At 40.9% G+C, this 24,472-nt stretch carries 15 protein-coding genes; 3 read left to right on the top strand and 12 right to left on the bottom strand.

All coding sequences use genetic code 11. From position 1 onward, the window contains the following. Nucleotides 1-32 precede the first annotated feature (32 nt). A complete protein-coding gene (locus tag GVN16_RS11340) occupies nucleotides 33-1,502 on the bottom strand; it encodes a sodium:solute symporter (RefSeq protein ID WP_166564018.1) in 1,470 nt (489 codons plus the stop codon). A gap of 380 nt (nucleotides 1,503-1,882) precedes the next feature. On the opposite strand from GVN16_RS11340, the gene GVN16_RS11335 reads away from it, so the two are divergent. Both GVN16_RS11335 and GVN16_RS11330 read left to right on the top strand, forming a co-directional pair. Next, on the top strand, nucleotides 1,883-4,246 hold the full coding sequence (locus GVN16_RS11335) for a TonB-dependent receptor (protein WP_166564017.1): 2,364 nt from the start codon (nucleotides 1,883-1,885) through the stop codon (nucleotides 4,244-4,246). A gap of 4 nt (nucleotides 4,247-4,250) precedes the next feature. After that, nucleotides 4,251-5,171, top strand: coding sequence for a DUF4249 domain-containing protein (locus GVN16_RS11330; protein ID WP_166564016.1), 921 nt, complete (start codon nucleotides 4,251-4,253; stop codon nucleotides 5,169-5,171). A 345-nt stretch (nucleotides 5,172-5,516) separates the two neighbouring features. On the opposite strand, the gene accD is transcribed toward GVN16_RS11330, so the two are convergent. The 8 genes from accD to GVN16_RS11290 form a co-directional block, all read right to left on the bottom strand. Further along, entirely contained in the window at nucleotides 5,517-6,362 is an 846-nt protein-coding gene (accD, locus tag GVN16_RS11325; RefSeq protein WP_166564015.1) for an acetyl-CoA carboxylase, carboxyltransferase subunit beta, read from the bottom strand. Between the two features lie 94 nt (nucleotides 6,363-6,456). Next, entirely contained in the window at nucleotides 6,457-7,608 is a 1,152-nt protein-coding gene (locus GVN16_RS11320; protein WP_166564014.1) for a M48 family metalloprotease, read from the bottom strand. Nucleotides 7,609-7,712: 104 nt separating this feature from the next. Continuing rightward, nucleotides 7,713-9,506 (bottom strand): tetratricopeptide repeat protein, encoded by a 1,794-nt coding sequence (locus GVN16_RS11315; protein ID WP_166564013.1) that lies wholly within the window; start codon nucleotides 9,504-9,506, stop codon nucleotides 7,713-7,715. 395 nt (nucleotides 9,507-9,901) lie between these two features. After that, nucleotides 9,902-11,503 carry an Ig-like domain-containing protein gene (locus GVN16_RS11310; RefSeq protein ID WP_166564012.1) on the bottom strand — a complete coding sequence of 534 codons (1,602 nt, stop codon included), beginning with the start codon at nucleotides 11,501-11,503 and terminating at the stop codon, nucleotides 9,902-9,904. Between the two features lie 2 nt (nucleotides 11,504-11,505). Then, entirely contained in the window at nucleotides 11,506-13,368 is a 1,863-nt protein-coding gene (gene mnmG / locus GVN16_RS11305; protein ID WP_166564357.1) for a tRNA uridine-5-carboxymethylaminomethyl(34) synthesis enzyme MnmG, read from the bottom strand. Between the two features lie 102 nt (nucleotides 13,369-13,470). Further along, entirely contained in the window at nucleotides 13,471-16,788 is a 3,318-nt protein-coding gene (locus GVN16_RS11300; protein ID WP_166564011.1) for a DUF4175 family protein, read from the bottom strand. A gap of 11 nt (nucleotides 16,789-16,799) precedes the next feature. Then, complete coding sequence (locus tag GVN16_RS11295) at nucleotides 16,800-17,567, bottom strand: exodeoxyribonuclease III (RefSeq protein ID WP_166564010.1); 768 nt, start codon at nucleotides 17,565-17,567, stop codon at nucleotides 16,800-16,802. 5 nt (nucleotides 17,568-17,572) lie between these two features. Next, nucleotides 17,573-17,932 carry a hypothetical protein gene (locus GVN16_RS11290; protein WP_166564009.1) on the bottom strand — a complete coding sequence of 120 codons (360 nt, stop codon included), beginning with the start codon at nucleotides 17,930-17,932 and terminating at the stop codon, nucleotides 17,573-17,575. Between the two features lie 303 nt (nucleotides 17,933-18,235). Between GVN16_RS11290 and GVN16_RS11285 the strand changes: the two genes are divergently transcribed. After that, on the top strand, nucleotides 18,236-18,643 hold the full coding sequence (locus tag GVN16_RS11285; RefSeq protein ID WP_166564008.1) for a ComF family protein: 408 nt from the start codon (nucleotides 18,236-18,238) through the stop codon (nucleotides 18,641-18,643). A gap of 36 nt (nucleotides 18,644-18,679) precedes the next feature. Here GVN16_RS11285 and gldJ read toward each other — a convergent pair whose 3' ends face one another. The 3 genes from gldJ to GVN16_RS11270 all read right to left on the bottom strand — a co-directional run bounded on the left by gldJ (nucleotide 18,680) and on the right by GVN16_RS11270 (nucleotide 24,372). Beyond that, complete coding sequence (gene gldJ / locus GVN16_RS11280; RefSeq protein ID WP_166564007.1) at nucleotides 18,680-19,948, bottom strand: gliding motility lipoprotein GldJ; 1,269 nt, start codon at nucleotides 19,946-19,948, stop codon at nucleotides 18,680-18,682. Nucleotides 19,949-20,005: 57 nt separating this feature from the next. Beyond that, nucleotides 20,006-23,368: a transcription-repair coupling factor gene (mfd, locus tag GVN16_RS11275; protein WP_166564006.1), complete on the bottom strand. Its 3,363-nt coding sequence runs from the start codon at nucleotides 23,366-23,368 to the stop codon at nucleotides 20,006-20,008. A gap of 113 nt (nucleotides 23,369-23,481) precedes the next feature. Further along, nucleotides 23,482-24,372, bottom strand: coding sequence for a PPK2 family polyphosphate kinase (locus GVN16_RS11270; RefSeq protein WP_166564005.1), 891 nt, complete (start codon nucleotides 24,370-24,372; stop codon nucleotides 23,482-23,484). Nucleotides 24,373-24,472: the final 100 nt, after the last annotated feature.

The raw sequence follows: 24,472 nt of genomic DNA, 5'->3' as shown, positions 1-24,472 counted from the left end.
GTTTGATTGTTAGAAAATTGATTGTAAAATTTTTACTTCCGTATTAAAAAAAGTCCTGTAAAAGCCAGAATGCCGTTGATTCCCCAGATGTAAAGGCCCAGTTGAAAGCCATCAAACAGCAATGGAACCGCATAGTCAAGAAGAACCGTTGCTGCCACAGCCAATATACACACATAGGCAATCCCCTTCTCTTTTATCTCATACCTGGTCAGAAATCCGAAGGAGAAAAGCCCGATGAGAGGACCGTAAAGGTATCCGGTGAACTTGAAAAGCACATTCAGGATACTTTCGTTCCCTAAAACATTCATCAGGATAATGATCAGCATAAAAGCTACTGTAAAACCAAGGTGCACCAGCTTTCTTTGTCTGCCGAGTTTATCTTCCGAAACCACTTCTTTCTTTTTTTCAAATCCCAGGAAATCAACACAAAAAGAAGTCGTCAGAGCTGTAAGGGCCGAATCAGCACTGGAGTAGCTGCAAGCCACCAGACCCATGATGAAGATAATCCCGGTCTGTACCGACAGGTGATTAAAGGCCATTAACGGATACATTTCATCTGCCCGCTCAGGTAAGGTAACATTTTGCTGTTTTGCCAGCAGGTACAGTCCCGCTCCGAGGATCAGAAAAAGCAGATTGACCACAATTAGTGCCGCTGTGGAAGTAAAAACATTCTTTTGTGATTCCCTGAGATTTTTACAGGAAAGGTGCTTTTGCATCACATCCTGATCAAGTCCCGACGTGCCTATGGCCACCAGGATACCGCCAAAAAACTGTTTTGTAAAATTGTTGGGATCAGAAAAGTCTCCGAAATAAAACGTCTCGGAATATTCACTGCTCCAGATCGTACTTACCAGACCTCCGACATTCGTATTCATGTGTCCTGCAATATCATAAATGGTCATAATAATGGCCAGAATAAACAATGCAGTTTGTATGGAATCAGTAACTATTATTGTTTTTGTACCCCCTTTAAATGTGTATAACCAGATCAGTCCGGGAACGATAATGGCGGTTACCCAAAACGGGATACCATAATGGGCCAGAACAAACTTCTGAAGGACCAAAGCCATCAGAAAAAGCCTCAGCGAGGAACCGAAAACCCTCGAAACCGTAAAGCAGGCTGCTCCGATTTTCATGGCTGTACCTCCGAACCGTTGTTCCAGGTAACCATAAATGGAAACCAGTTTCATTTTATAAAAAGTGGGCAGCAACACCAGTGCGATAATAATATATCCTACCGAATTACCTAAAATCAACTGAAAATAGGAAAAATGCTCATTCCCTCCCTTTACCCCTACTGCACCCGGAACAGAAATAAAAGTAATCCCTGAAATAACTGCTCCTATCACACCCCAGGTAACCAACCACCAGGGAGCCTTTCTCCCTGCAATAAAAAAAGAGGCGTTGTTGGCTTTTTTGCTGGTAAAGTAAGAGATCACCATAATCAGCAGGAGATGCAATACGATTACGGTTAAAATACTGGATGGACTGATTTCTTTCATCAATTGTAGGGTTTTATTTGCGAAAATTGCAAATAAATTTCTATTTTCAAGCAGGTTTCCCAATTATTTTTCAAAATAATGCAAAAAAAGCTTCTGTTTTGTAGTCTGTTGTTGCAATTATTGCAAATTGCCGGCGGACATCGTCAGAATCTTTTAAAACGATTCGCCTCCCGTTCATGCATGATAGCAGCCTTTTAAATCAAAATGCCTGTTTTATGTATTTGTTAATTTTAATTTTACCGTGCGATAGTCAGAATTTATGCCCATTAGCTGTCGTTATCCATATTAATCAAAAACAAAACCCGCTCTTTGGGGTTTTCTATTTTAACTTTTAAAAACAAAATACAAGCTATTCTTTACATTTATTAATGATGATTTTCATGAAAAAACAAACCGGGAAATTTTTTATTTTCCTCTTATTTATCAGTTTCGCAGCTACTTCCCAAGAAAAATTCACACTCAGCGGTTATGTCAAAGACGTTTCCAATGGTGAAGGCCTGATCGGGGTAACGGTCTATAACCCCGAAACCAAGCTGGGTACGCAAACCAATGTCTACGGATTCTATTCCATCACCCTGCCCTCCGGTTCTTACAATTTTTCACTGAGCTATATCGGTTACAAACCTCTCAGCAGAAAAATTGATCTGAATACCAATCTCGTGGTCAATTTTGAGCTTTCGGAAGAAGGAAAAACCCTTAACGAAGTCGTAATAACCGCTAAAAAAGAAGACGATAATGTCCGTAACCTGGAGATGTCCGTCAACAAAGTCGAAATGAAAACCATTCGCAAAATGCCGGCGTTACTGGGTGAAGTGGATGTGATCAGAAGTATACAGTTTTTGCCCGGAGTAAGCTCAGTGGGCGAAGGAGCTTCGGGATTTAATGTCAGAGGCGGGGCCATTGACCAAAACCTCGTCCTGATGGATGAAGCTCCTGTTTATAACTCTTCCCACCTGTTCGGTTTTTTCTCCGTCTTTAATCCGGATGTCGTTAAGGACGTTAAACTCATCAAGGGTGGGATTCCCGCCACTTATGGTGGCCGTGTTTCTTCGATTCTCGATGTCAGAATGAAAGAAGGAAACTCCAAGAAAGCGGAGTTTACCGGAGGTTTAGGGACAATTTTTTCCAGGTTTGCCTACGAAAGGCCTTTTGTGAAAGACAAGGGTTCATTTATCGTGGCCCTTCGCCGGTCTTATATCGACTTGTTGGCCAAGCCTTTTCTGAATTCAGACCTGAAAGGGTCAAAGTTCTATTTCTACGATTTCACCGCCAAGGCCAACTATAAAATCGACAATAAAAATACTGTTTTTCTTTCCGGATATTTCGGGCGTGATGTCTTCGGTGCCGACTTCGGCTTCAACTGGGGCAATGCCACCACCACGTTCAGATGGAATCATGTATTTAATGACAAATTGTTTCTGAACACAACCGTTTTCTATTCGAATTATGATTATTCGCTTGATTCTGACACTAAAAACGAAAACGATCAGGACTCTTTCGAGTGGAAGTCAAACATCGTGAATTATAGTATAAAACCCGATTTTAACTACTATATAAATACCAAAAATACACTTTCATTCGGAGGCCAGGTGATCTACTATTCGTTTAACCCGGGAAAGGCCACGGCCGTTTCGGGAGGAGAAAGCCAGACCATAGGATTGGATGGAAAATATGCCGTTGAATCTGCCGTTTATGTGGGTAACGAGCAAAAAATCAATGAGAAAGTCTCATTAAGCTATGGTCTGAGATATTCTGATTATCACTATCTCGGTAAAGGAAATGCTGTTATCCTGGATGAAAGCGGCAAGCCCGGAGAGCGAAAATCTGTAAAAGACGTTAAAACTTATGGCAAAGGAGAAAACATTCAGACTTACGGCAATCTGGAGCCTCGTTTTGCTCTGAATGTCGGCCTGAACAATTCATCTTCTTTAAAACTCAGCTACAACCGCCTGGCTCAGTACATTCATTTACTTTCGAATACGACCGCTTCTTCTCCGCTTGATGTCTGGACACCCAGCAGCAATAATATAAAACCGCAGCTTTCTGACCAGGTTGCATTGGGCTACTTCAAAAATTTTGCGGATAATGAATACGAATCTTCTGTAGAAGTCTATTACAAAAGCCTGCAGAATCAGATCGATTATGTAAGAAACGCCGACTTGTTGCTCAACCCTTATGTTGAAGCAGACCTTCTTTCAGGCCAGGGACGGGCTTACGGGGCCGAATTTTATATCAAGAAAAACAAAGGTGTTTTTAACGGCTGGATCAGCTATACCTTGGCCCGCACAGAACGTAAAGTGGAGGGTTTGAATAACTTCGAATGGTTTCCGAGCCGCATCGACAAGCTTCACAACCTCTCGGCCGTTCTGATTTACGATCCCGGCAAAAAATGGTCTTTTTCCGGAAATTTCAGCTTTGCCAGCGGCACCCCGGCCAGTTTTCCGACCAACAAATTTGAATGGCAGGGCGTTGCTCTTCCACACAATTATTACGACGAAAGAAATAATTACAGGATTCCGGCCTCGCATCGCCTTGATCTTTCGGCCACCAGGAAAAACAAACATGCCCTTTTTGGCAAAGGAGAAAGTGAGTGGGTATTCTCTGTTTATAATATATACAACCGACGCAACCCGTTCTCTGTTTATGTAAGACAAAATGAAGATAATCCGGCCATCACAGAAGCTATCCGCTACTCTGTTTTTGCGTCCGTTTTACCTGCAGTTACCTACAATTTTAAATTCTAAGACAATGAACTTCAAAAAAATAATACTTCCGATTCTTTCTCTTGCTTTAACGCCTTTCTTCTTCAGCTGTGAAGATGTAATAGACCTGTCTGTCAAAGACGGTGTTGAGCAACTGGTCGTTGATGCCTGGCTTACCGATGAAAACAGTGTTCAAACGATCAAATTAACCCTCTCTCAACCCTATTTTGATAATTCACCAGTAAAGCCTGCTCTCGGTGCCACAGTCATTGTTTTCGAAGAAGACAGTACTGCTCATACTTTTACAGACAAGAACAACGATGGAAATTATAGCTTTACGCCGGTTAAAGGGTCCTTTCTGAAGCTGGGTAAAAGACATGCCCTGTATATCAAATACAAAAATGAGGAATACTATTCTATATCAACGCTTCCTCGCGTTCCCAAAATAGATTCTCTCACTTATGAAGAATTCCGCCTGCCGATTGCCCCGGAAAACGGAAAACCAAGAGACGGATTTCTGGCCCAGTTCTACGCTAAGGACCCTGTGGGAGAAGGAGATACTTATTGGGTAAAGTCAAAGAAAAACGGCAAGGAGAGAAACCTTCCTTCCCAAATTTCAGTCGCTTATGATGCCGGGTTTTCTCCGGGCTCAAAATCTGACGGACTTCTATTCATTCTTCCTGTCAGGCAATCCATCAATGGTGGTTTTGATGATATATTTTATGACAAAGACACTATTAACGTTGAACTTCGTTCCATAAGCAATGAGGCTTTTTACTTCTTGCTTCAGGTTCGCCAGGAATCGTCCAATGGTGGTATTTTCGGAACTCCTCCGGCCAATATCCCTACCAATATCTTTACATTGAACTCTTCTTCGAAGAATAAAGCCCTGGGATTCTTTGCCGTTTCGTCTGTGAGTAAATTTGAGACGATCGTCGACAAAAGTAAAGCAAAGCCAAAACAATAATCGCCTCAAAAGTTCGTTGGAATTTCCTTAATTGTTATGATTATTAAATTTTGACGAATTTTTGAATTTTAAGTAATCAGGAATCAATCATGATTTTCCGGTTAGCCGGCCTGTTTTCCGGATAAAAAATCTCTTTTAACTGATAAAATGCGTTTCAACAATATGAAAGCCATCCGGATCTTTTCTTTTTTTTCGTTTTCTGAAGGTACTAGAAACTATTTCTGAAGAATAATGATTTAAGCCGGTGTAGAGGTTTCTGCTCCTATCTTCAGAAAACAGAGCCAAAAGCGATTCATTATCTGACCCTTATATAAAGAAAAAGCCCGGATCTCCTCCGGGCTTTTTTTATTTTTCGAGCATTTTAAGAAGACTCGAGAGTTTATCTTTAAGATCTTTCCTGTCAACTATGAAATCCAGAAAACCATGCTCCAGAACAAACTCTGCCGTCTGGAATCCTTTAGGTAAATCTTTACCGATGGTTTCCTTGATTACCCTCGGTCCTGCAAAGCCGATCAGTGATCCAGGCTCAGCAATGTTAAAGTCTCCCAGCATCGCAAAAGACGCCGTAACACCACCGGTGGTAGGATCTGTAAGCAATGAAATATAAGGAATTCCGGCCTGGTCAAGTAAAGCAAGTTTTGCTGAGGTTTTTGCCATCTGCATCAATGAAAATCCTGCTTCCATCATTCTGGCTCCGCCGGATTTGGATATCATCAGAAACGGAATTTTCTTTTTAATAGAGTAGTCAATCCCCCTGGCGATCTTCTCCCCTACAACGGATCCCATTGAACCTCCGATAAAGCCAAAGTCCATACAGGAGATGGTCAAATTAACACCATTCATTTTCCCGTGGGCAGTACGGCAGGCATCTTTCAAGCCTGATTTAGCTTCTGTTGCCTTTAAGCGATCCGGATACGCTTTTGTGTCCACAAACGACAAAGGGTCACCCGATCTCATATCTTTGTCTAACTCCGTATAACTTCCGTCATCAAATAAAAGCTGAAAATATGCTTCCGATCCTATTTTATCATGATAATTGCAATGAATGCAGGTAAATGCATTCTGTTTGTGTTCCCTGGTATGCATCACATTTTTGCATTCAGGACACTGATACCACAACCCATCAGGTGTTTCACGTTTTAATTCCGTAGGGGTTTGTATACCTTTATCTGTTCTTCTAAACCAAGACATATTGTTTATGTTCGTTTTTTGAGCTGACAAATATAAAAGAAAGTCGGCATGAAATGTACCGACTTGATATTTTTATCTGCTTTTATTATTGACTTCAGTTGAGTTCGCGGTCATCTTTATAGTAACGCGTGCCTTCACCACCATCCCAGTAAATGATTTTAGCCCTGCCCTCTTTTTTCCCGTTGACATAGTCCACCACGATCCGGTCGCCATTTCTGAAATGAAAAACACTGTTTTGTCCATGCATCTGGCCGTTTCTGAATTTCCCGACATATTTTTCTCCTGTTTTGAAGAAGTAGGTGCCTGTCCCGTTAAATACCCCGTTCTGGTATTCTCCCTCATATTTCTTCAATCCGTCGTTATAAAACTCAGTCCCTTTTCCTGCTCTTTTTCCACTTTTCCATCCGCCGGCAAATTTTTCATTGGTTTTTGAATTGATCATCACCCCGAAGCCTTCCCAGCAATCGCCATCTATACAACCTGTTTTCTTTTTAACTACTTCAGGTTCAGGCAATTTATACACAGATGTTTCATGATTGGGTTTGATAACAATGTCCCCGATGATCAGTTCCCCTTCCCTGTTACTCGCGACGGGCTCCGAAACCTGGCGTTCCGGCTCTTTAGTCCCCATTGTATTTCTGACATTCGGATACAGCTCCATCGCGTTGTTATAGCCCTTTTCTATCGATTTAAGGCGTCTGGTTCGCACCGGATGGGTGCTGGTAGGATAATCGCTGGTCAGCTTGAAAATCGCCGACTGAGCCTGCTTTAAAGTGGCTCCCATCTGGTACATGACAAATCCGGAGAACTCATCAGCCTCCAGTTCTTTCTCATGGTCGCTTCCCCCCTGTTTGATGGTATGCCCCTGCAGGTGGTGCCCGATTTCATGAGCGAGTATGCTCAGTGCCGCCCAGTCTGTCTGGGTAATGTCGTTGATCCTTCTCATGAAACCCGGATCATAAACAATCAGCCTTTCGCCGTTCCTGGTAGCTGCAAAACAGTTGTCAATGCTCGGACATTCCATCACATAGAAGTTCTGTTTCAGCCCGGATCTCCTGACGATGTTTTCAACAGCCCTGCTGGCTTCAGGCCTCGAAGTAAAACCCAGCATTTTGCAGATTTCACTCTCATTTACCGTATTTCCGAAATAGTTCTTGCCATACACAATAATGTCATTCTGCTGGGCAGATGATACAATTGTTGATAAACTTAATAAGAGTGTTGAGAAGAAGAGTTTCTTTATCATTTCTATCTTTTGATGCTCATAGAGAACGTTGGGCCGGGGAGTAATATTTTATACGATTTTATTTGTGAATAATATTTCTTACGTATAAAACATTTAGTAATCAGTTAGTTAACAAAATCCCCCCTCAATTCTCTGAACTTAATCCTGGCTTGTGCCCCGTAAATACTGCCCGGATAATCTTTCAGAATCTGTTTATAATATTCCATAGCCCGGACTTTATCCCCCTTCTTTTCTTCAAAGGTTTTAGCCAGGGTAAACATCGCATCGTCTGAAAGAATATCGTATTTATAATCATTAATAATGGTATTCAGGTCAAGGATTGCCTTATCTACTTCATTGATTTTCAGGTAAGTATTTGCCCTTAGCCAAAGTATTTCATCGGCCAGGCTATGGGATTTATACGTCTGGAAAAGAGATTCCAGAGCGGTTATCGCTTCGTAATGTTTGTTCTGAAATATGAGCAGATCGACCTTGGCAAACTCCTTCATGGCTGTTTCCGAAGTGTCCAGTCCTATGTTGTCCTGAATCAGCAAACTCAACTGCATGGCATCATTGGCAATCTCTCTCGTAGTCGCTTTTTTAAGGATATCGAGAATATCTTTAGAGAGCTCAAACTGCCCTGTGTAATACTGTAACCTCGCGTTTTTCAATTTAGCCACTTCTCCCAGATTATCTTCTTTCTGGTTTTTCTCCACCTGCATATAGAGCAATGTTGATTCCCAAGGTTCATCTTTCAATATGTAGATATCACCCATGTCGAGCTTGCACTGATCCCTGAACTTCGGGTTATTCGCTGAAATCTGGATAGCCGATTGCAATATTTCAATCGCCTTATTATGATCATTTAAATAGAATGCATGCAGCAAAGCCAGGTTTCTGAGGGCTTCGATGGTCTTGGGGGATCTTCCGAGATCCTTGATCAGACCCTCATATTCCACGATCAGCTCCTTGATATCCGGCAGACTTACCGGGTAGGTATTTTTAACCAGTTCTTCCTTGCTCTGGATATACAATCTTCTGGCAATAGGATAAAAATCTCCCGAAGGATATTCTTCCATCACATATTGGTACATTTTGGAGGCATTCCTGAAATCACCGTTTTGAAAGGCCAGGGCAGCCAATTCGAACACTTTCATACCTTCCAGTTTCAGCCTTTTATCAATGGCTTTGGTTTGGAGAAATGCCCTGGCAAATTCATGCTTCTGTACCAGGTGCCATATCAGTATCTCAGAATAAAAGGTTTCATTCGGGTTAGCCTGGATTTTAGAGTATAGTATTTTCTCCAGCATTTCAATCTCCGCTTCTTCCTTGATATTGTCCTGAATAGTGGCCTGAACATAAGAAGGGTTCTGATTTCTCTGTCCGAATCCAAGTACTTCCTCCAGCATTTTTTCTTTCTGCCCGACATACAGATAAGCCCGGGCCAGCTGCACATCGTGTCTGTAAGGATCTTTGCCACGCTCTCTCGAAGTCAGAAGAAGTTTGATGGCCAGGTCGATTTTATTGACTCTGTAAAAGTAATTCTGCAGTTCATACACATAAGCATCCACTTTTGAGGCATTATCGATCAGTATGTCAAATTCTTTTCTGGCCAGCTCAGGTTTCCCGGAATACTCCAGAAACTGGGCGTAGTCAGCTTTATACGATATAATATTCTCGTTTGCCTTGATCTGACGCTTGATAAATTTATCAGCTTCTTCAAAATCTTTCACCTTCTGAAGCGATAGAAGATAGTTGTTGTGTATAATTCTGGCCTGGTCTTTATCCTTGCTTATTTTTTTATAAAGCTCATTTGCTTTGTCGTACTCGCCTTGTTTAAAATAGGCGTTCGCCAAATCAACGTCCTGGCCCATTATTGTTGCCGCCGTCAGGAAGAAAATGATTATTGTTTTAAGCATGACCTTAATAATAATAAAGATATATATATTTAATTCTTATTGTTATTATATTATTATGTCTGTGGATTTGTTGATAAGAGTTCTTTCTACCTTTTACTTTTTATACTTTGTTGATTAATATATTCCAGCTGTGGATATCTAAAATTATAATAAACATTTAGAATATTCTTTATCAGCTATTTATATTTTTTGTGGGAAACCTGCTGTTGTTGATGTTAATATATTTAAGGACTTTTCCCCGGGTGTATAACGTGCTGAGAAAATTTTATAAGTCAGAGGTTGTCCTCATTTTCTTCTGATCCTCCCTGTTTTGTATGACTTACCATTACTTATCCCCACACATTTTCAGAGTTATTCGCATTAATTCACCCTTATTAACAGGTTTTTCCACAACATTATTCTATGAGTACGTCCCTTATTTCAAAATTGGCTTTCAATTTAATAGGCTCCTTACTCAAGAGTATCTTTTCAGGTTGTATATTGTTGATAAAGTCACCGGTATCCCAGATACCATTTTTGTTCACATCAATGATTATCCTGATGTCGTAAATATCAGGTACCACATTATCAAATCTGAAGGTATTGGTAAAACTTATTTCCCGAATGATCTCCCGGGTATCGTTTTTTATTAACTGGGCAATTTTAGTACCATCTTTGATTTTGGTGGAACCTTCAATAAGTCCCATATCATCCTTTTTGAGAATCTTGTTCTTTTGTGAGTAATTGGCACTGGTATCGCCCCTGTAGTTTTCAAATGCATTCGACTGTATTCTCAACGAAACTTCTTCTTTAGCTTTGCCAGGGACGCTTATTTTAAGCTGGGTGTTATTCTTATCTATCCAGGATAATGCGGGCCTGGGGCCTATGGTAGTATCATTATACAGCCTGATTTTCTGTGTATCTATCCTTACAATCGGTGTTTCAAATCTGAGTACATATTCGAAGGGAAGCGTTACTGCTTCACCGCTTTTGATGCTGGATATGATAGGTAAATCTGCAGGCCTTCTTTTCCTGGTTGAAGTTGAAGCAACCGGTTTGGTGAAGTACACTTTCTGCTGGAATTCATCTACCCTTAGAAGTGAATCTACTGTTCTGATCTTTACAAATAAGGTATCTTTCAGTACCGGGTGGTTAAAGAAAGTCAATTCATTTGTTTTAACATTATAAGTTATTGTATCTTTTGGGTCGTTATACAGAACATTCAGTTCTTTTACGTTCCTTTCCATCTGAACCGTAAAGGTGTTTTCCCTGGGAATACTTCTTTTGAGCTTATTCTTAATGAGGTCAGATTTATATATCTCAATGGTCTCAAGCTTCTTGTTTTCTGTAAGATTAAGGGTATCGCTTAAGAAGCCGATCTTATCATTTTTCTGATCGAAAAGCAGGTTCTGGTTTTTGTCATTGATGGCAATCAGGCGATACTTGTTATTCTTAATATTTTCAAAAAGATAGTTTCCTGAAGAATCTGTTTTTGTAAAGTAGTCAGGTTTCCGCTTCAGGATTGGAATGGTGTCTGTTAGATTGTAGAGCCCGACTGTGACATCAAGTTCTTCTGTTTTTGCCCAGAGATCCTGTATTTTTCCTGATACACTCAATGAGTCTATTTTGTCACCGGTACTGAATACCAGCTTAAGATTCTGAGCCGGATTTCTTTCATTGATGTCTTTTACACCATTCCGGAAATTAAGGGTATAGGTAGTGCTGTCTTTGAACGGTTGATCAAAGACAAGCTTTACTCCTTTAGAAGTTTGTTTGACGGTGTACGCACCCGGTTGTTCAGGGATAACCAGAAGGTCCTGTCTTAAGGAACTGACGTCAATCACTTCATCAAATTCAAGTGATACGGTACTCCCCTTGAAATTGATCGTTTTGTTAAGAGGTTGTGTTTTCAGGAGTTTGGGAGGTATCTCGTCTTTTATTCCCCCTGTAGGTGGTACAAACTGTGCACAGGAACTCAACAAGAGTGAGCTTAGAATTACCAGGTAATTTGTTTTCATTATTATCTGCCTAGGTGTATCATTAAGACTGATATATCAGCCGGAGAAACCCCACTAATGCGTGAAGCTTGTCCTAAAGTCTGCGGTTTTATTTTCTTTAATTTCTGTCTGGCCTCAATAGAAATAGAAGTGAGTTTTTCGTAATCAAACTCAGCGTTTATATTCAGGTTTTCCAGTTTGTTGACTTTCTCCGCCATAGCTAACTCTTTCTCAATATATCTTTCATACTTAACGCTGATCTCTGCCTGTTCTGTTATTTCCCGGTCGTACTTGGCTGTTAAAGTTTCTAAATTTTTATTGACGCCTATTAGGTCCTGGATATTGATTTCAGGTCTTTTAAGAAGATTAAACAAGGTTGCCCGTTCTCTGATGGTAGCTGAATTTTTTGACTCCAGAAATCCGTTGATATCTGAAGGATCAACTTTTATTTTCTGCAGTTCAGTATATATTTCGTCCGAACCTGCTACTTTCTGTTTTACCCTTTGTACTCTCGCATCATCAGCAAGATTAATTTTATTGGCCTTTTCACTTAGTCTTATATCTGCGTTGTCTTGCCTGAGTAATGTTCTGAACTCTGCTCTAGATGTAAACATTCTGTAAGGCTCTTCCGTACCCTTGTTGACAAGGTCATCGATAAGTACGGCAATATAGGCTTCATCCCTTTTCAGGATAAACTGATCTTGTTCATGCACTTTCAGGTGAGCATTAATACCTGCCATCAAACCTTGGGCCGCTGCTTCCTCATATCCCGTGGTGCCATTGATCTGACCTGCAAAGTATAGATTGTCTATAAGCTGAGTCTCTAAACTTAGTTTCAATTGGGTAGGTGGGAAATAGTCATATTCTATTGCGTAGCCGGGACGGAACATTTTCACATTCTCAAAGCCAGGTATTTTTCTGATAGCATTGTATTGAATATCTTCCGGCAGGGAAGTAGAGAATCCATTCACGTACATCTCGACGGTTGACCTACCTTCAGGTTCAAGGAAGATCTGATGGCTGTTCTTTTCAGCAAACCTGTTGATCTTGTCTTCTACAGATGGGCAGTATCTTGGACCAAGACCCTGGATACGTCCATTGAACATAGGTGATCTGTCGAATCCTTTTCGCAATTCATCATGGACTTTTTCATTGGTATATGATATCCAGCAGCTGTGTTGTTCTTTTAAATGAGGAGTGTCGGTATAGGAGAATTTCTCAGGATCTTCATCTCCTTTCTGTTCTTCCATGGCGGCGTAATTAATACTTCTGCTGTCTACTCTTGGTGGAGTGCCTGTCTTCATCCTTCCTGATTCAAATCCTAATTGAACCAGTTGCTCAGTTATTCCGTAGGCTGCTGACTCCCCAGTTCTTCCACCACCATAATGTTTTTCACCAATATGAATCACACCATTCAAAAATGTACCATTGGTCAGCACTACTGATTTGGCTTTGATCTCCAGACCAAGGGCTGTTTTAATACCTGTTACCCGGTTATCTTTTACCAATAAACCTACTGCCATTTCCTGCCAGAAGTCTACGTTCAGATTTTTCTCCAGGGTGTCTCTCCATAGTAATGCGAATTCCATCCTGTCGCTTTGACATCTGGGTGACCACATGGCCGGGCCTTTTGATCTGTTCAGCATTCTGAACTGTAACATAGTGTGGTCACTGATGATACCAGACATCCCTCCTATAGCATCGATTTCTCTGACTATTTGCCCTTTGGCTACACCACCCATGGCAGGGTTGCAAGACATCTGAGCAATGTTTTGTAGGTTCATAGTGACCAATAAGGTCTTTGATCCCATACTTGCAGCAGCATGAGCAGCTTCACATCCGGCATGACCGGCTCCAACAACAATAACATCGTATTCTTCAAACATGCTTTCTATCCTATTATGTTTCACGTGAAACATTGTTTTGATTCTTAACCATCCTCATATTTCACTAAGAAATGAGGGTAGTGTTTCACGTGAAACATATTTTTATTTAATTCTTTTGAAATAATTATCAGTCTGTTTCTTATAAAAAGGTGTGTAGTTTGGAGGAGTAGTACGTATCAATTCTAATTGTTTTTGCTTCTCCTTTGTAAATTTCTCCAGATCAGGTGGGCTCGTACGGTTAAAGGTAGTAGCCGTCGCTGACTTACGCTTAGGGTCTAACTCTTGTTCTTTAATGGCTTTTTCAGCTTCAAGCAACCTGGTCTGTATATCCTTTTGACGCTTGATCAATGTTGGTGTTATTCTTTTATTGACAAGGTCGTTCTCACTCTCATCCATCTGTTTCTTCAGATCATTAAGCTGCCCTCCTATCTTTTTGCCCAGCTCTGTACCGTTAAGTTCCTCCTGCATTTTCTGAATTTGCTTTCTGAGCTTGGCTTGTTCATTGGCAAGATTAGCCAGTTCTTCGGATAATTGTCGCCCACTCTCCCCTGATTTACCTAAACCTTCCATTCTTTTATTAAGTTCCCCTTGCTTCTCTCCCATCCCTTCCATGCCTGGCATAGGTGTATTTCCTTTCTTATTTCCTTTTCCGGAAGAAGGCATGCTCATCATTTGCTGCATTTGTTTGAAGGTATCACTGAGCATAAGGGCCAGGTTATTCATAGATGTCATAGAAAACTGTTGCTTGGCAGATGCCTGATTGAGCTTTCTGTCACGGATAAATTGAATGGATTCGTCCATGTTATTCTTCATGTCGGTAACTTCCTTTGTAATAAAGGACTCGATTTGAAGAACCCTTTTGGCGAGTGAGTACAGACTATCTTCAATAACCTTGGCATCATCGGAAAGTTTTAACTGCTCCTGGGAGTATTTAACAAACCGGGGGTCTACTAATGAAATAGATCTGAATTCTTTCATCAGTTTTTCCTGCTCGAAAGAGAGTTTAACAAGGTTCTCAAGGATATCCCTGAGGGCATCAATGTCAATGTCCAGCTGTTTCATTTCTGCACTTTGCATAGACTGGGCCATCTCAGCAGCCATCGCTTTCATAGTCTTGGCTGCTTTTTTCTGTGACTTGGAAGACTCTTTATTGTCTTTATTATCCAATTGCTTTTCGGCATTCTTCTGGTTTTCGCTGACAGACTGCTGGCTTTCTTTTTTGGTATCAACGTCTTTTTTCAGCTCTTTGCTCATCTTTTCTATTTCTTTGAGCTTCTCCTTTTTCTCATCAAATTCCTTGGAAATCTTTTCCTGCTCTTTTTGCAGCTCCTCAGACTTGCCGGGATCTTTTTCAGACTCTGTTTTCTCGGCTAAATTCTCTTGTTTTTCGGCCAGTTTTTCAAGCTCTTTGGCCGTCTCTTCTACCTTTTGTTTAAGCTGCAGATTCTTAAACAGCTTTAATGTCCTGTCAATATCCTTGTCCAGGTTCCTGTCACTGTTTTTCAGCTTGTCTAATTTCTCGATGGCTTTCTCGTTTTGCTGTTCTTCCAGCAACTTTTTCAGCTCTTCATACACCTTCGTATCTTCATTTTTCATCAGTTCATTCAATAAATTTTGAAGCTGATCCATTTTTTGCTGCAGTTCAGGGCTCTGTTTATTGAAGCGATTTTGTTTTTCCTGTAAATTCTGGAACTGTTGTTGGAGCTCTTTGAGCTCTTTAAGAAGCTCTTCTTTCTTTTCCAGCAGGTCGTTGACTTGCTTTTTTTCCTGAAAGTCTATTTCTTTTTTGCTCTTAAGGGTCTTATCCAGGTTTTCTACAGACTTCTTTAGCTCTTTAGATTTCTTTAAAACGTCTTCCAATTTGTCTTCGGCCTGGTTAACCTGCTTCTCTACTTCTTTGTCAAACTCCTTGTTTGATGGCATAGAGAAGGTAAGTACAGAAGTTTTAGTTGTTTTACGACCATTGACACCGTCATTGTCCCACAGCTGTAAGTAATATTCGAGCTTGTCGTTTTTGTCCAGTTGAAATTTCTCTAATCCCATCTGGTAAATGAACGTCTGGGAGAGAGAGTTTTTATTAAAAGGAATATCGATAGAAGCATAGGCATCTGCATTTTCACCAACTCCTTCTTTTTTCTTTCTGTAAAAAAGCTTAAAATCGGAAAGGCCGTAGTCATCTGTAATATTTCCTCCTAATACGATATAAGAATAAAGGGCTGTATCTTTTAATTGTTCAAGTTGTATCTGCGGATATTTATCAGGAATAACATTGATATAATAGGAAATATTCTCGTTGTTAGATGAGAAACTATTTTTCAGATTGATCTGATAATTCGTCGAATTCACCATTTTCTTTTGAAAAGAGAAGTCTCCGAAGAGGATGCTTTTGCTTACCCTGGCTTTATGGACGTCGTCGAAGACAAGGTTAAGAGAATCTGCATCTGCTGTTTTAAAATCCCACTCTACTAAAGTCCCTTCAGGAACGATAAGATTACCTACGTTATCATAGGTTTCAGACGATTTATTCAGGTAGGCAGGGTATTTAAGTTTTACATTAAATGATAAAAGATTTGGTCTTGAAACCATATCCAGGTCGAAAGAATTGGATTTAAAACCGGAAGCCAGGAAATGAAACTCTATTTCGTCCTGAACCTTTGAAAAAGTAAAGTCGTAATTCCGGGCATCTTTCGAATCCATTTTGAATTTGCGACCATTATAAACGAGGAAAACGTCTTCAGGAAGGGCGTCACCGATCAATTTCAGGTGAAGATTAAAATCTTCATTTTTTACAGCCTGCAGATCCTTATTGGTTATTTTGAATCGGAATGGAGCATCTTCTGCAAAATCTTTCTTAAAATATACGATCCTCTCTGTACTCTTGGTAAAAAACGAAGGAGAAATAGCAGAGATAAGAAGGATGCCGAGGATGGGTGGTATGATGAATTTTAAGTATTTTTTATTTTCATTGAGATTTACGGCGTCTGCAAAACGGATTAATTTCAGATCAGAGGTCTTTTGATTGATACTGGCCTCGAGCAATTGACTTTCGGAAGAACTGATGGAAGACATCAGTTGTAAAGTATTCAATAGTTTGTCCTTCACCTCAGGGAAAAACTTACCGATTTGCTCTGCGGCTTTTTGGTCGGTCAGGGGCTCCCCTATTTTGAAAAGATAAAAAACAGGGCGTATGATCAGATAGAAGAAAGTATACAGGGCGACGGCCAGGAAACTAAAAAGCAGGGTGGCTCTGAAAACTGAACCAAAACGGCCAAAAAATTCCAGGAAGTTGATGAATATGAATACAGAAAGTATGAGGGCAAAACCGATCAGTAAACCTTTAAATAACAGGTTCGTATAGTACTTTTTCTTATATTCTTCAATCTTTGAAAACAACTGACTCAAGCCTGTATCCTTTTTCATAATAGTAATATTTAAATCTTTAATTCTAACGAAATAGGACAGTGATCAGACATAAATACATCCGCATGAATTTTTGCATCCATCAGTAAATCAATCATTTGTCCTGTACTGAAAAAATAATCGATACGCCATCCCAGATTCTTGGGCCTTGCCCCTGCCCTGTATGACCACCAGGTATAATTGTGCGGATCACTGTTAAAATGCCGGAAAGTGTCAATCATTCCCGTATCCAGGAATTTTGTTACCCACGCTCTTTCTTCCGGGAGAAACCCTGAAGTTTTTGCGTTTGACTTGGGGTTATGAATATCTATTTCAGTGTGACAGATATTAACGTCCCCGCAAATAATCAGATTCCCTGTTCCCGACTTTATTTTCTGATCTATGAAAGTGTAGATGTCATCTAAAAAGCTCATTTTTACGCTTTGTCTCTCATCGCCGGTTGTTCCGGACGGGAAATAGGCACATAATAAGCTAAAGTGTTGATAATCAGCAACTATTACCCGACCTTCATTGTCATATTTTTCAATATTCATGCCAAAGGTGATATTGTCTGGGGCGGTACGGCTGATGATAGCCACGCCACTGTAACCTTTTTTCTGGGCCGGATACCAGTAACAATGGTACCCTAATTCAAGGAAGATCGGCTCTACTAATTCTGTCTCTGAGAGCTTTATTTCCTGAAGACAGAGGATATCAGGGTTTTGCTCAATAAACCAGTCTTTAAGGCCTTTGCTGAGGGCCGAACGGATTCCGTTAACGTTAAAACTAACTATTTTCATTTATATCAGATATGTAAACCAATCTCGTTCCGGAAATATTGAATCACATAATGTTTGAGTAGATTCTCCTGTGAGAATAAATCAAACGCCGGCAATTGCCTGACAAGTTTCCAGTGAGGCCAGCCATCCTGATCATGGCCGTCAAGCTCATAGTATCCGTCATAACTTAAAACCTTGCAAACCGCTATATGTATTAAATCCTGTTTTTCTTCTTTTGAAAAATGGAGATTGCCTTTCCCGAGTTCCTGTACCCCTATCAGAAACAAAACGCCTTTTAAATCGGCAGGTTTTTTACCCAGGTTTTGCTTCAGAAACCGTGTCAGATTATCCCAATTCTCCTGTATTTCTTTGATTTCTTCTGTCATTTTACGTAATTTTCACACATGAAAAAACTTTTCCACCACCTGCTTAACATCATATATCCCAGAACATGTGTTTCATGTGAAACAGTGCTGAATGCTTCTGAAAAACATCTATGTGTTAATTGCCTCTACACCCTTCCCAAAACGGATTCTCACATTTTACCAACAGATTTGATAGAGAGAAAGTTTTGGGGCAAATTAAATGTTAAAAATACGTATTCATTTTTAAAGTTTACCAAAAAAGGTAAAGTTCAAAAGCTTCTTCATGCATTAAAGTACAAAAACAAGCCTGAATTAGCCGAATATATGGGTTTTTGGTATGGAACCGAGTTGAAAGCACTTGAACTGGAGCACAGGATTGACCTTATAACGGGCGTTCCTTTACACAAGGAGAAGGAAAGAATAAGGGGCTACAACCAGGCTAATCATCTTGCCAAAGGACTGTCAGAGGCCCTGAAGATACCGCTTGATACAGAAATTCTGAAACGGAATACTTTCACGGAGTCGCAGACCCGCAGATCAAGCCGTTTCGGGCGTTTTAAGAACATTGAGGGCGTTTTTACAGTCAATGACAGATCCAAGGTAGAAGGAAAGAGGATCGCCCTTGTAGACGACGTTCTGACCACCGGAGCAACGCTTGAAGTGGCAGGAGCAGCATTGCTGGAAAGCGGATGTTCAGAAATCTATATTATAACAATAGCCTCTGCATATTGAAATACAGAGGCTATTATCATTATTTTTAAGAACTTTTTACAGCTTTCTTTTGCCTTTAGGACCTACCGAGATCATCGCACATCTGAAACCGATAGTGGCTGTTGATGAGTCCTGATCAAGATATCTACGTGTTCCCGGAGACAGCCAGTAAGCTACATCATTCCATGAACCACCTTTGTAAACTCTCAATTTATTGTCGATCAATGAGTTGAAGTTTTCTTTGTCATAAAGATTGGCCTCATCCTGGTAATCATTTCTACGGATCGGGTTAAGATCGTTGAAGTCCTGGTATGAGTTCGGACGATAAAGGTCATATACCCATTCGTTAACGTTTCCGGCCATCTGATAAAGACCGAAGTCATTGGCAGGGAAATCGTAAACCTCAGCAGTAATGATGTTTTTGTCGTTTTGTCTTCCGGCGATACCAGCGTAGTCTCCTCTACCTCTTTTGAAGTTAGCCAACATGGTTCCTTTTGACTTTCCTTTAGATTTTCTCATGGATGAACCATCCCATGGGTACACCCTTTGATTGGCCTGGTTTTCATCTACGTACTGGGTGCCGATCATACCTTTGGCTGCATATTCCCATTCAGCTTCTGTCGGAAGTCTGAAATCGGGCAATACAATACCGGTTTCAATCGCAACTCTTCCGCCGGAGGCTTTCGGAGTTTCAGCTGCAGGAGCCTCACCTTTGTTCTTTTTGCCGAAAGAGAATAATTTCTTACCGCCTTTATCACTTCCGCCAAATTTGGCAGCCATGGCATTGTTTACCGTAGCAGAACGCCACTTACAATAGTCAACAGCCTGTACCCACGAAACCCCAACTACAGGATACATCCTGAAACCAGGGTATCTCAAGTACTGATCAACGTACTGATCATTAAATGACATCGGGTTGGCCCAGACGGTAGTATCAGGAAGTGCTGATTCTACAAACTCACGGGTTGAGTCTGCCTGTACGGCATATAGATATTCAAGCCAGTCAATATTCGCAATTTCTCTTTCATCCATGTAAAAAGAGGCTACAGTTACTGTTCTCTCAAGGTTATCGCGGGAGAAAGTAACATCTTCTTCCAAAGTACCCATTGTAAAACGACCACCTTCAATAAACACCATGTTGGGTCCTGCCGGCTGACCGCTGAATTGAGCTACCTGAAACCCTTCTTTCCCTTTTTTGGCGTAGGCAACTCCCGTTGTCCCACTTTTGCTGCCCGGATTAAGGCTGTTCTTTTTTCCACTCTTACAGGAAGAAAAAACTAAAAAAGACATTGCTACCATGGAAGCACCTAAAACTAGTCTCTTCATCTTATCGTTTTATTTTGTTAATCGCTTTAAACCACAAAAATAGATTAAAAATTATAATCAACTACCTTTTGAATCATTAATATGTTTGATAACATCATCAAATAAGTTGCTGATCCGGTCCATTGAGAGGGCATTTTCCACAGTAAATATGAGTTTTTCCTTTACCTGCTTCAGACTGCAAACCTTTGGATGCAATTTTATGTAATCAAGAATTCTGCCAAACTTATCCGTCTGATAATATTCCTGGTGCTTTGATGAAACGAAGAACCCTTTCAAGATATTATTTTTAAGGGTTATTTTTTCGAAACCGATGATTTCGGCTTTCCACCTGACCTTCACTACTTTAAAGAGTTCTGTCACCTCAACAGGGAGTTTACCGAAGCGGTCAATGATGGAGCTCTGGAGTTCTTCCAGCTCTTTTTCATCCTTCAGGGCATCGATGCTGTTATAGATGGAAAGACGTTCTGAAATATTGGTAATGTAAGTATCCGGAATCAGGATCTGCTGATCGGTTTCTACCTGGCAGTCTTCAATGATGAATTTCTTGGCAGAAAGCTCTTCCTCAAAAAGACTTCTGAATTCGGTCTCTTTAAGTTCTGTAACGGCCTCGTCCAGGATTTTATGGTATGTTTCATAGCCCAGGTCATTGATAAAGCCACTTTGCTCGGATCCAAGGAGGTTTCCGGCTCCCCGAATATCCAGGTCACGCATCGCGACCTTAAAACCATCTCCGAGGTCTGAAAACTCTTCAAGCGTTTGAAGCCTCTTCCTGGCATCTTTTGTAAGGCCTGACAAAGGCGGAGTTAGCAAGTAACAGAAAGCCTTTTTATTGGAACGCCCTACCCTGCCTCTCATCTGGTGCAGGTCAGACATACCGAACATATGGGCCTGATTGATAATAATGGTATTGGCATTTGGAATATCTAGGCCCGATTCGATGATGTTGGTAGAGATCAGGACGTTAAGATCACCTTCTATAAACCTCATCATCACTTTTTCCAGCTTATCACCTTCCATCTGACCATGTGCGACACCAATCCGGGCTTCAGGAACGAGTCTGTAAATAATGTTGGCAATAGAATCAATGTCATTGACCCGGTTATGAACAAAAAAGACTTGCCCTCCCCTTCTCAGTTCATAACTTATGGCATCCCGTATGATTTCTTCTTTAAAAACCTCGACTTCGGTCGTAACAGGCTGTCTGTTAGGCGGTGGCGTGGCTATGACCGACAAATCCCGGGCTCCCATAAGAGAGAAATGCAGGGTTCTCGGGATCGGGGTGGCGGTCAGGGTCAGCACATCGACGTTAAGCTTTAGTTCTTTGATCCGGTCTTTCGACTTCACCCCGAATTTTTGCTCCTCATCGATGACCAGAAGGCCGAGGTTTTTAAATTCGATGGTTTTATTGAGCAGTCTATGTGTGCCAATGATAATATCCACTTTTCCTTCTTTAAGCTTCTTAAGGGTGGCAGTGGTGTCAGAGCTGCTTTTGAACCGGTTAATATAATCCACATTGACAGGCATTTTAGCCAACCTTTCTGAGAAGGTCTTGTGGTGTTGCATGGCGAGGATGGTAGTCGGAACCAAAACGGCCACCTGTTTGGAGTCGTTGACGGCTTTGAAGGCGGCCCTGATAGCCACTTCTGTTTTCCCAAAACCTACGTCACCACAAACCAATCTGTCCATTGGGTGAGATTTTTCCATATCCTCTTTGACCTTGGCTATGGCAGAAGCCTGGTCCGGGGTGTCTTCGTACATAAACGAAGACTCCAGCTCTGCCTGCATAAAACCGTCCTGGGAGAATGCAAAACCGGGAGCCTCCCTCCTTTTGGCATAAAGTGCAATAAGTTCTTTGGCAATGTCTTTGACCTGCCTTTTGACTTTCGACTTTTTATTTTCCCAGTCGCCGGAACCCAGCTTACTCATGGAAGGTGGAACACCTTCTTTGCCGGAATATTTCGCTATTTTATGTAAACTGTGTATATTAACGAACAGCAGGTCATTGTCTTTGTAAATCAGGCGGATAGCTTCCTGTTTTTTACCCCCCACATCGATGGTTTCCATCCCCGCAAAACGTCCGATACCATAGTCTATGTGGGTAACAAAATCGCCGGTATGCAGAGACTTTAATTCCTTGATAGTCAGTGCTTTTGATTTGGAAAATTTGTCTTTTACGTTGTAACGGTGCAAACGTTCAAAAATCTGGTGATCGGTATAGGCCAGAATTTTGTTCTGATGGTCTATAAAACCTTCTCTAAAGCTTACCGAAAGGGGTGTAAAATGAAGCCCGGGCTTGATTTCTGTGAAAATGGTCTCCAGGCGGTTCAGCTGCTTCAATGAATCCGAACAGATAAAAGGGCTGAATCCTTTGGTTTTTCTTTCGGCGATGTCATCAATCAGGAGGTTAAAATCCTTATTGAATGAAGGCTGGGATTTGGAAAGATAAGAGACCCTTTCTGCTTTGCGGAAAAAGAAACGATGGCCGAATTCCACAATGGAATGGTTTTCTACGAGAGAAAGGCTCTCTTTGCGGTCTGAGAAAGAATGGCTGGGTTCAAGAATGACCTTAATTCCGCCGCTTTTCTGAACCAGGGCATCGTGGGCCTGGATTACTTTTCCAAAATTTTCTTCTATCCTGTCAAGTGTGAAGTTCAGGTCTTTTACCCATACGGTGGTTTCGGCAGGCAGGAACGCAAAAATAGGTTCTGTTTCTTCGTGAGTGAGCTTATGCTGCACATCGGGAATAACCGTAACAGAGCCTACTGATTTATTTGAAAGCTGGTTTTCAGGGTCAAATAAACGGATATTGTCTATTTCATCTCCCCAAAGCTCTATGCGGCAGGGATGTTCGGATGCATAGGAAAAAATATCGACGATGCCCCCTCTGATGGCAAACTGACCAGGCTCATAAACAAAGTCGGTGCGTTCGAAATCATAAGAGACAAGCAGTTCTGTCAAAAAATTAAGGTCCAGGGTATCCCCTTTCGTCAGCTTTAAGGTATTGGCAACCAGGCTTTTCCGGTTGATCACTTTTTCTGCGAGGGCTTCCGGATAGGTAACGATAATTAAAGGAGACTCCTGCTGATTGAGTTTATTAAGCAATTCGGATCTCAGCAATACGTTAGCGTTCTCAATTTCCTGGTATTCATAGGGTTTTTTGAATGAAGCCGGAAAATAGGCGATACTCTCCTCCCCCATCAGGTGCTGGAGATCATTAAGAAAATAAGATGCGTCTTCTTTATCGGAAAGGACAGCCAGAAGTGTCTGAGGTTTATTCAGAAATGTCGCAGCCACCATCACAGCGTCCAGACTGCCGGTCAGGCCTTCTATCTGGAGTATTTTGTGGTCACCGAGTTTCTTTTGAATATTCAGAACGAAACTATCCTCTGTGTAGATTTTAAGAAAATCGGAAGCTTTCACGAATGATTGATTAATATTAAATAAACGCATGAAAGACGCCCAATAGCTTGGCCGTCTTTATACAGAACACAAAATTAAGCATGATTTGTTTAATTACCGGAAAAAAATGGCAATCAGGATAAATTTTGCTCTTTTATGGTAGCAATCAGCTTTTCGAGCTCGGCTTTTCGTTTTTCATCCGATTTCGGATAGCTTATGGCCAATGATTTCAGGTTTTCATTGATGATCTGGGCGACAATCAGCCTCATATTTTTTTTATCGTCTGCAGGAACGACATACCAGGGGTTTTCTTTGGACGAGGTTTCGTCAATCATTTCTTCATAAGCCTTCATATAATCGTTCCAGAGAGCCCTTTCTTTGATATCGCCTTCTTCGAACTTCCAGTTTTTGTTAATGTCCTCGATTCTTTCGATCAGCCTCTCCCCTTGCACCTGCTTTGAGACATTGAGAAATAGTTTGATAACCCTTATACCATTATTATTTAGGTAGTCTTCAAAAGCTGAAATGTCTTTGTACCTGGTTTTCCATACTTTATCAACATCCTCTGTCAATTCGTGCGGAATTTTCTGTGAAGCGATCAGTATTTCAGGATGCACTTTAACCACCAGCACCTCTTCATAGTAAGACCGGTTAAAAACCTGGATCTTTCCCCTTTCAGGAAGCTCTTTGAAACAACGCCACAGGTAATCATGATTAAGCTCGGTTTCTGAAGGCCTTTTGAATGAATAAAAACTCAGTCCCATCGGGTTTACGTTCTGAAAAACAGCCTTCATGGTTCCATCTTTCCCGGCAGCATCCATGGCCTGGAATATCACCAGCATTCCATAGCGGTTATGGGCATACATCATGCTCTGCAGCTCATCCATTTCGTTTTGGAGATTGCTGAGGAGCAGTTCATAATCTTCTTTAGAATCGTATAAATCCTTTATTTTGGTTTTTTCATCTTCCAGTTTAAAAGATTTTTTCCCGGTAATTTTAAAGTCGCCGGCGGTCAGGTTTTTCATGTTGAAGAATTTAAGGAATAAAACAATAATGTAATAATAAACAAAAAACAGCATGTATGTTTTTTTGCCAACCGTTAAATAAAAAAATCATTTTTTTTTA

Source organism: Emticicia sp. CRIBPO (assembly GCF_009905725.1).
In the GTDB taxonomy this organism is placed as follows: domain Bacteria; phylum Bacteroidota; class Bacteroidia; order Cytophagales; family Spirosomataceae; genus Leadbetterella.
Note: the sequence above shows the minus strand (reverse complement) of the source record. Positions and strands in the feature narration are given on the sequence as shown.

Bases quoted from the DNA above. Each gene is read 5' to 3' on its own strand.
- GVN16_RS11340 (WP_166564018.1), bottom strand. From the start codon at position 1,502: ATGAAAGAAATCAGTCCATCCAGTATTTTAACCGTAATCGTATTGCAT.
- GVN16_RS11335 (WP_166564017.1), top strand. From the start codon at position 1,883: ATGAAAAAACAAACCGGGAAATTTTTTATTTTCCTCTTATTTATCAGT.
- GVN16_RS11330 (WP_166564016.1), top strand. From the start codon at position 4,251: ATGAACTTCAAAAAAATAATACTTCCGATTCTTTCTCTTGCTTTAACG.
- accD (WP_166564015.1), bottom strand. From the start codon at position 6,362: ATGTCTTGGTTTAGAAGAACAGATAAAGGTATACAAACCCCTACGGAA.
- GVN16_RS11320 (WP_166564014.1), bottom strand. From the start codon at position 7,608: ATGATAAAGAAACTCTTCTTCTCAACACTCTTATTAAGTTTATCAACA.
- GVN16_RS11315 (WP_166564013.1), bottom strand. From the start codon at position 9,506: ATGCTTAAAACAATAATCATTTTCTTCCTGACGGCGGCAACAATAATG.
- GVN16_RS11310 (WP_166564012.1), bottom strand. From the start codon at position 11,503: ATGAAAACAAATTACCTGGTAATTCTAAGCTCACTCTTGTTGAGTTCC.
- mnmG (WP_166564357.1), bottom strand. From the start codon at position 13,368: ATGTTTGAAGAATACGATGTTATTGTTGTTGGAGCCGGTCATGCCGGA.
- GVN16_RS11300 (WP_166564011.1), bottom strand. From the start codon at position 16,788: ATGAAAAAGGATACAGGCTTGAGTCAGTTGTTTTCAAAGATTGAAGAA.
- GVN16_RS11295 (WP_166564010.1), bottom strand. From the start codon at position 17,567: ATGAAAATAGTTAGTTTTAACGTTAACGGAATCCGTTCGGCCCTCAGC.
- GVN16_RS11290 (WP_166564009.1), bottom strand. From the start codon at position 17,932: ATGACAGAAGAAATCAAAGAAATACAGGAGAATTGGGATAATCTGACA.
- GVN16_RS11285 (WP_166564008.1), top strand. From the start codon at position 18,236: ATGGGTTTTTGGTATGGAACCGAGTTGAAAGCACTTGAACTGGAGCAC.
- gldJ (WP_166564007.1), bottom strand. From the start codon at position 19,948: ATGAAGAGACTAGTTTTAGGTGCTTCCATGGTAGCAATGTCTTTTTTA.
- GVN16_RS11270 (WP_166564005.1), bottom strand. From the start codon at position 24,372: ATGAAAAACCTGACCGCCGGCGACTTTAAAATTACCGGGAAAAAATCT.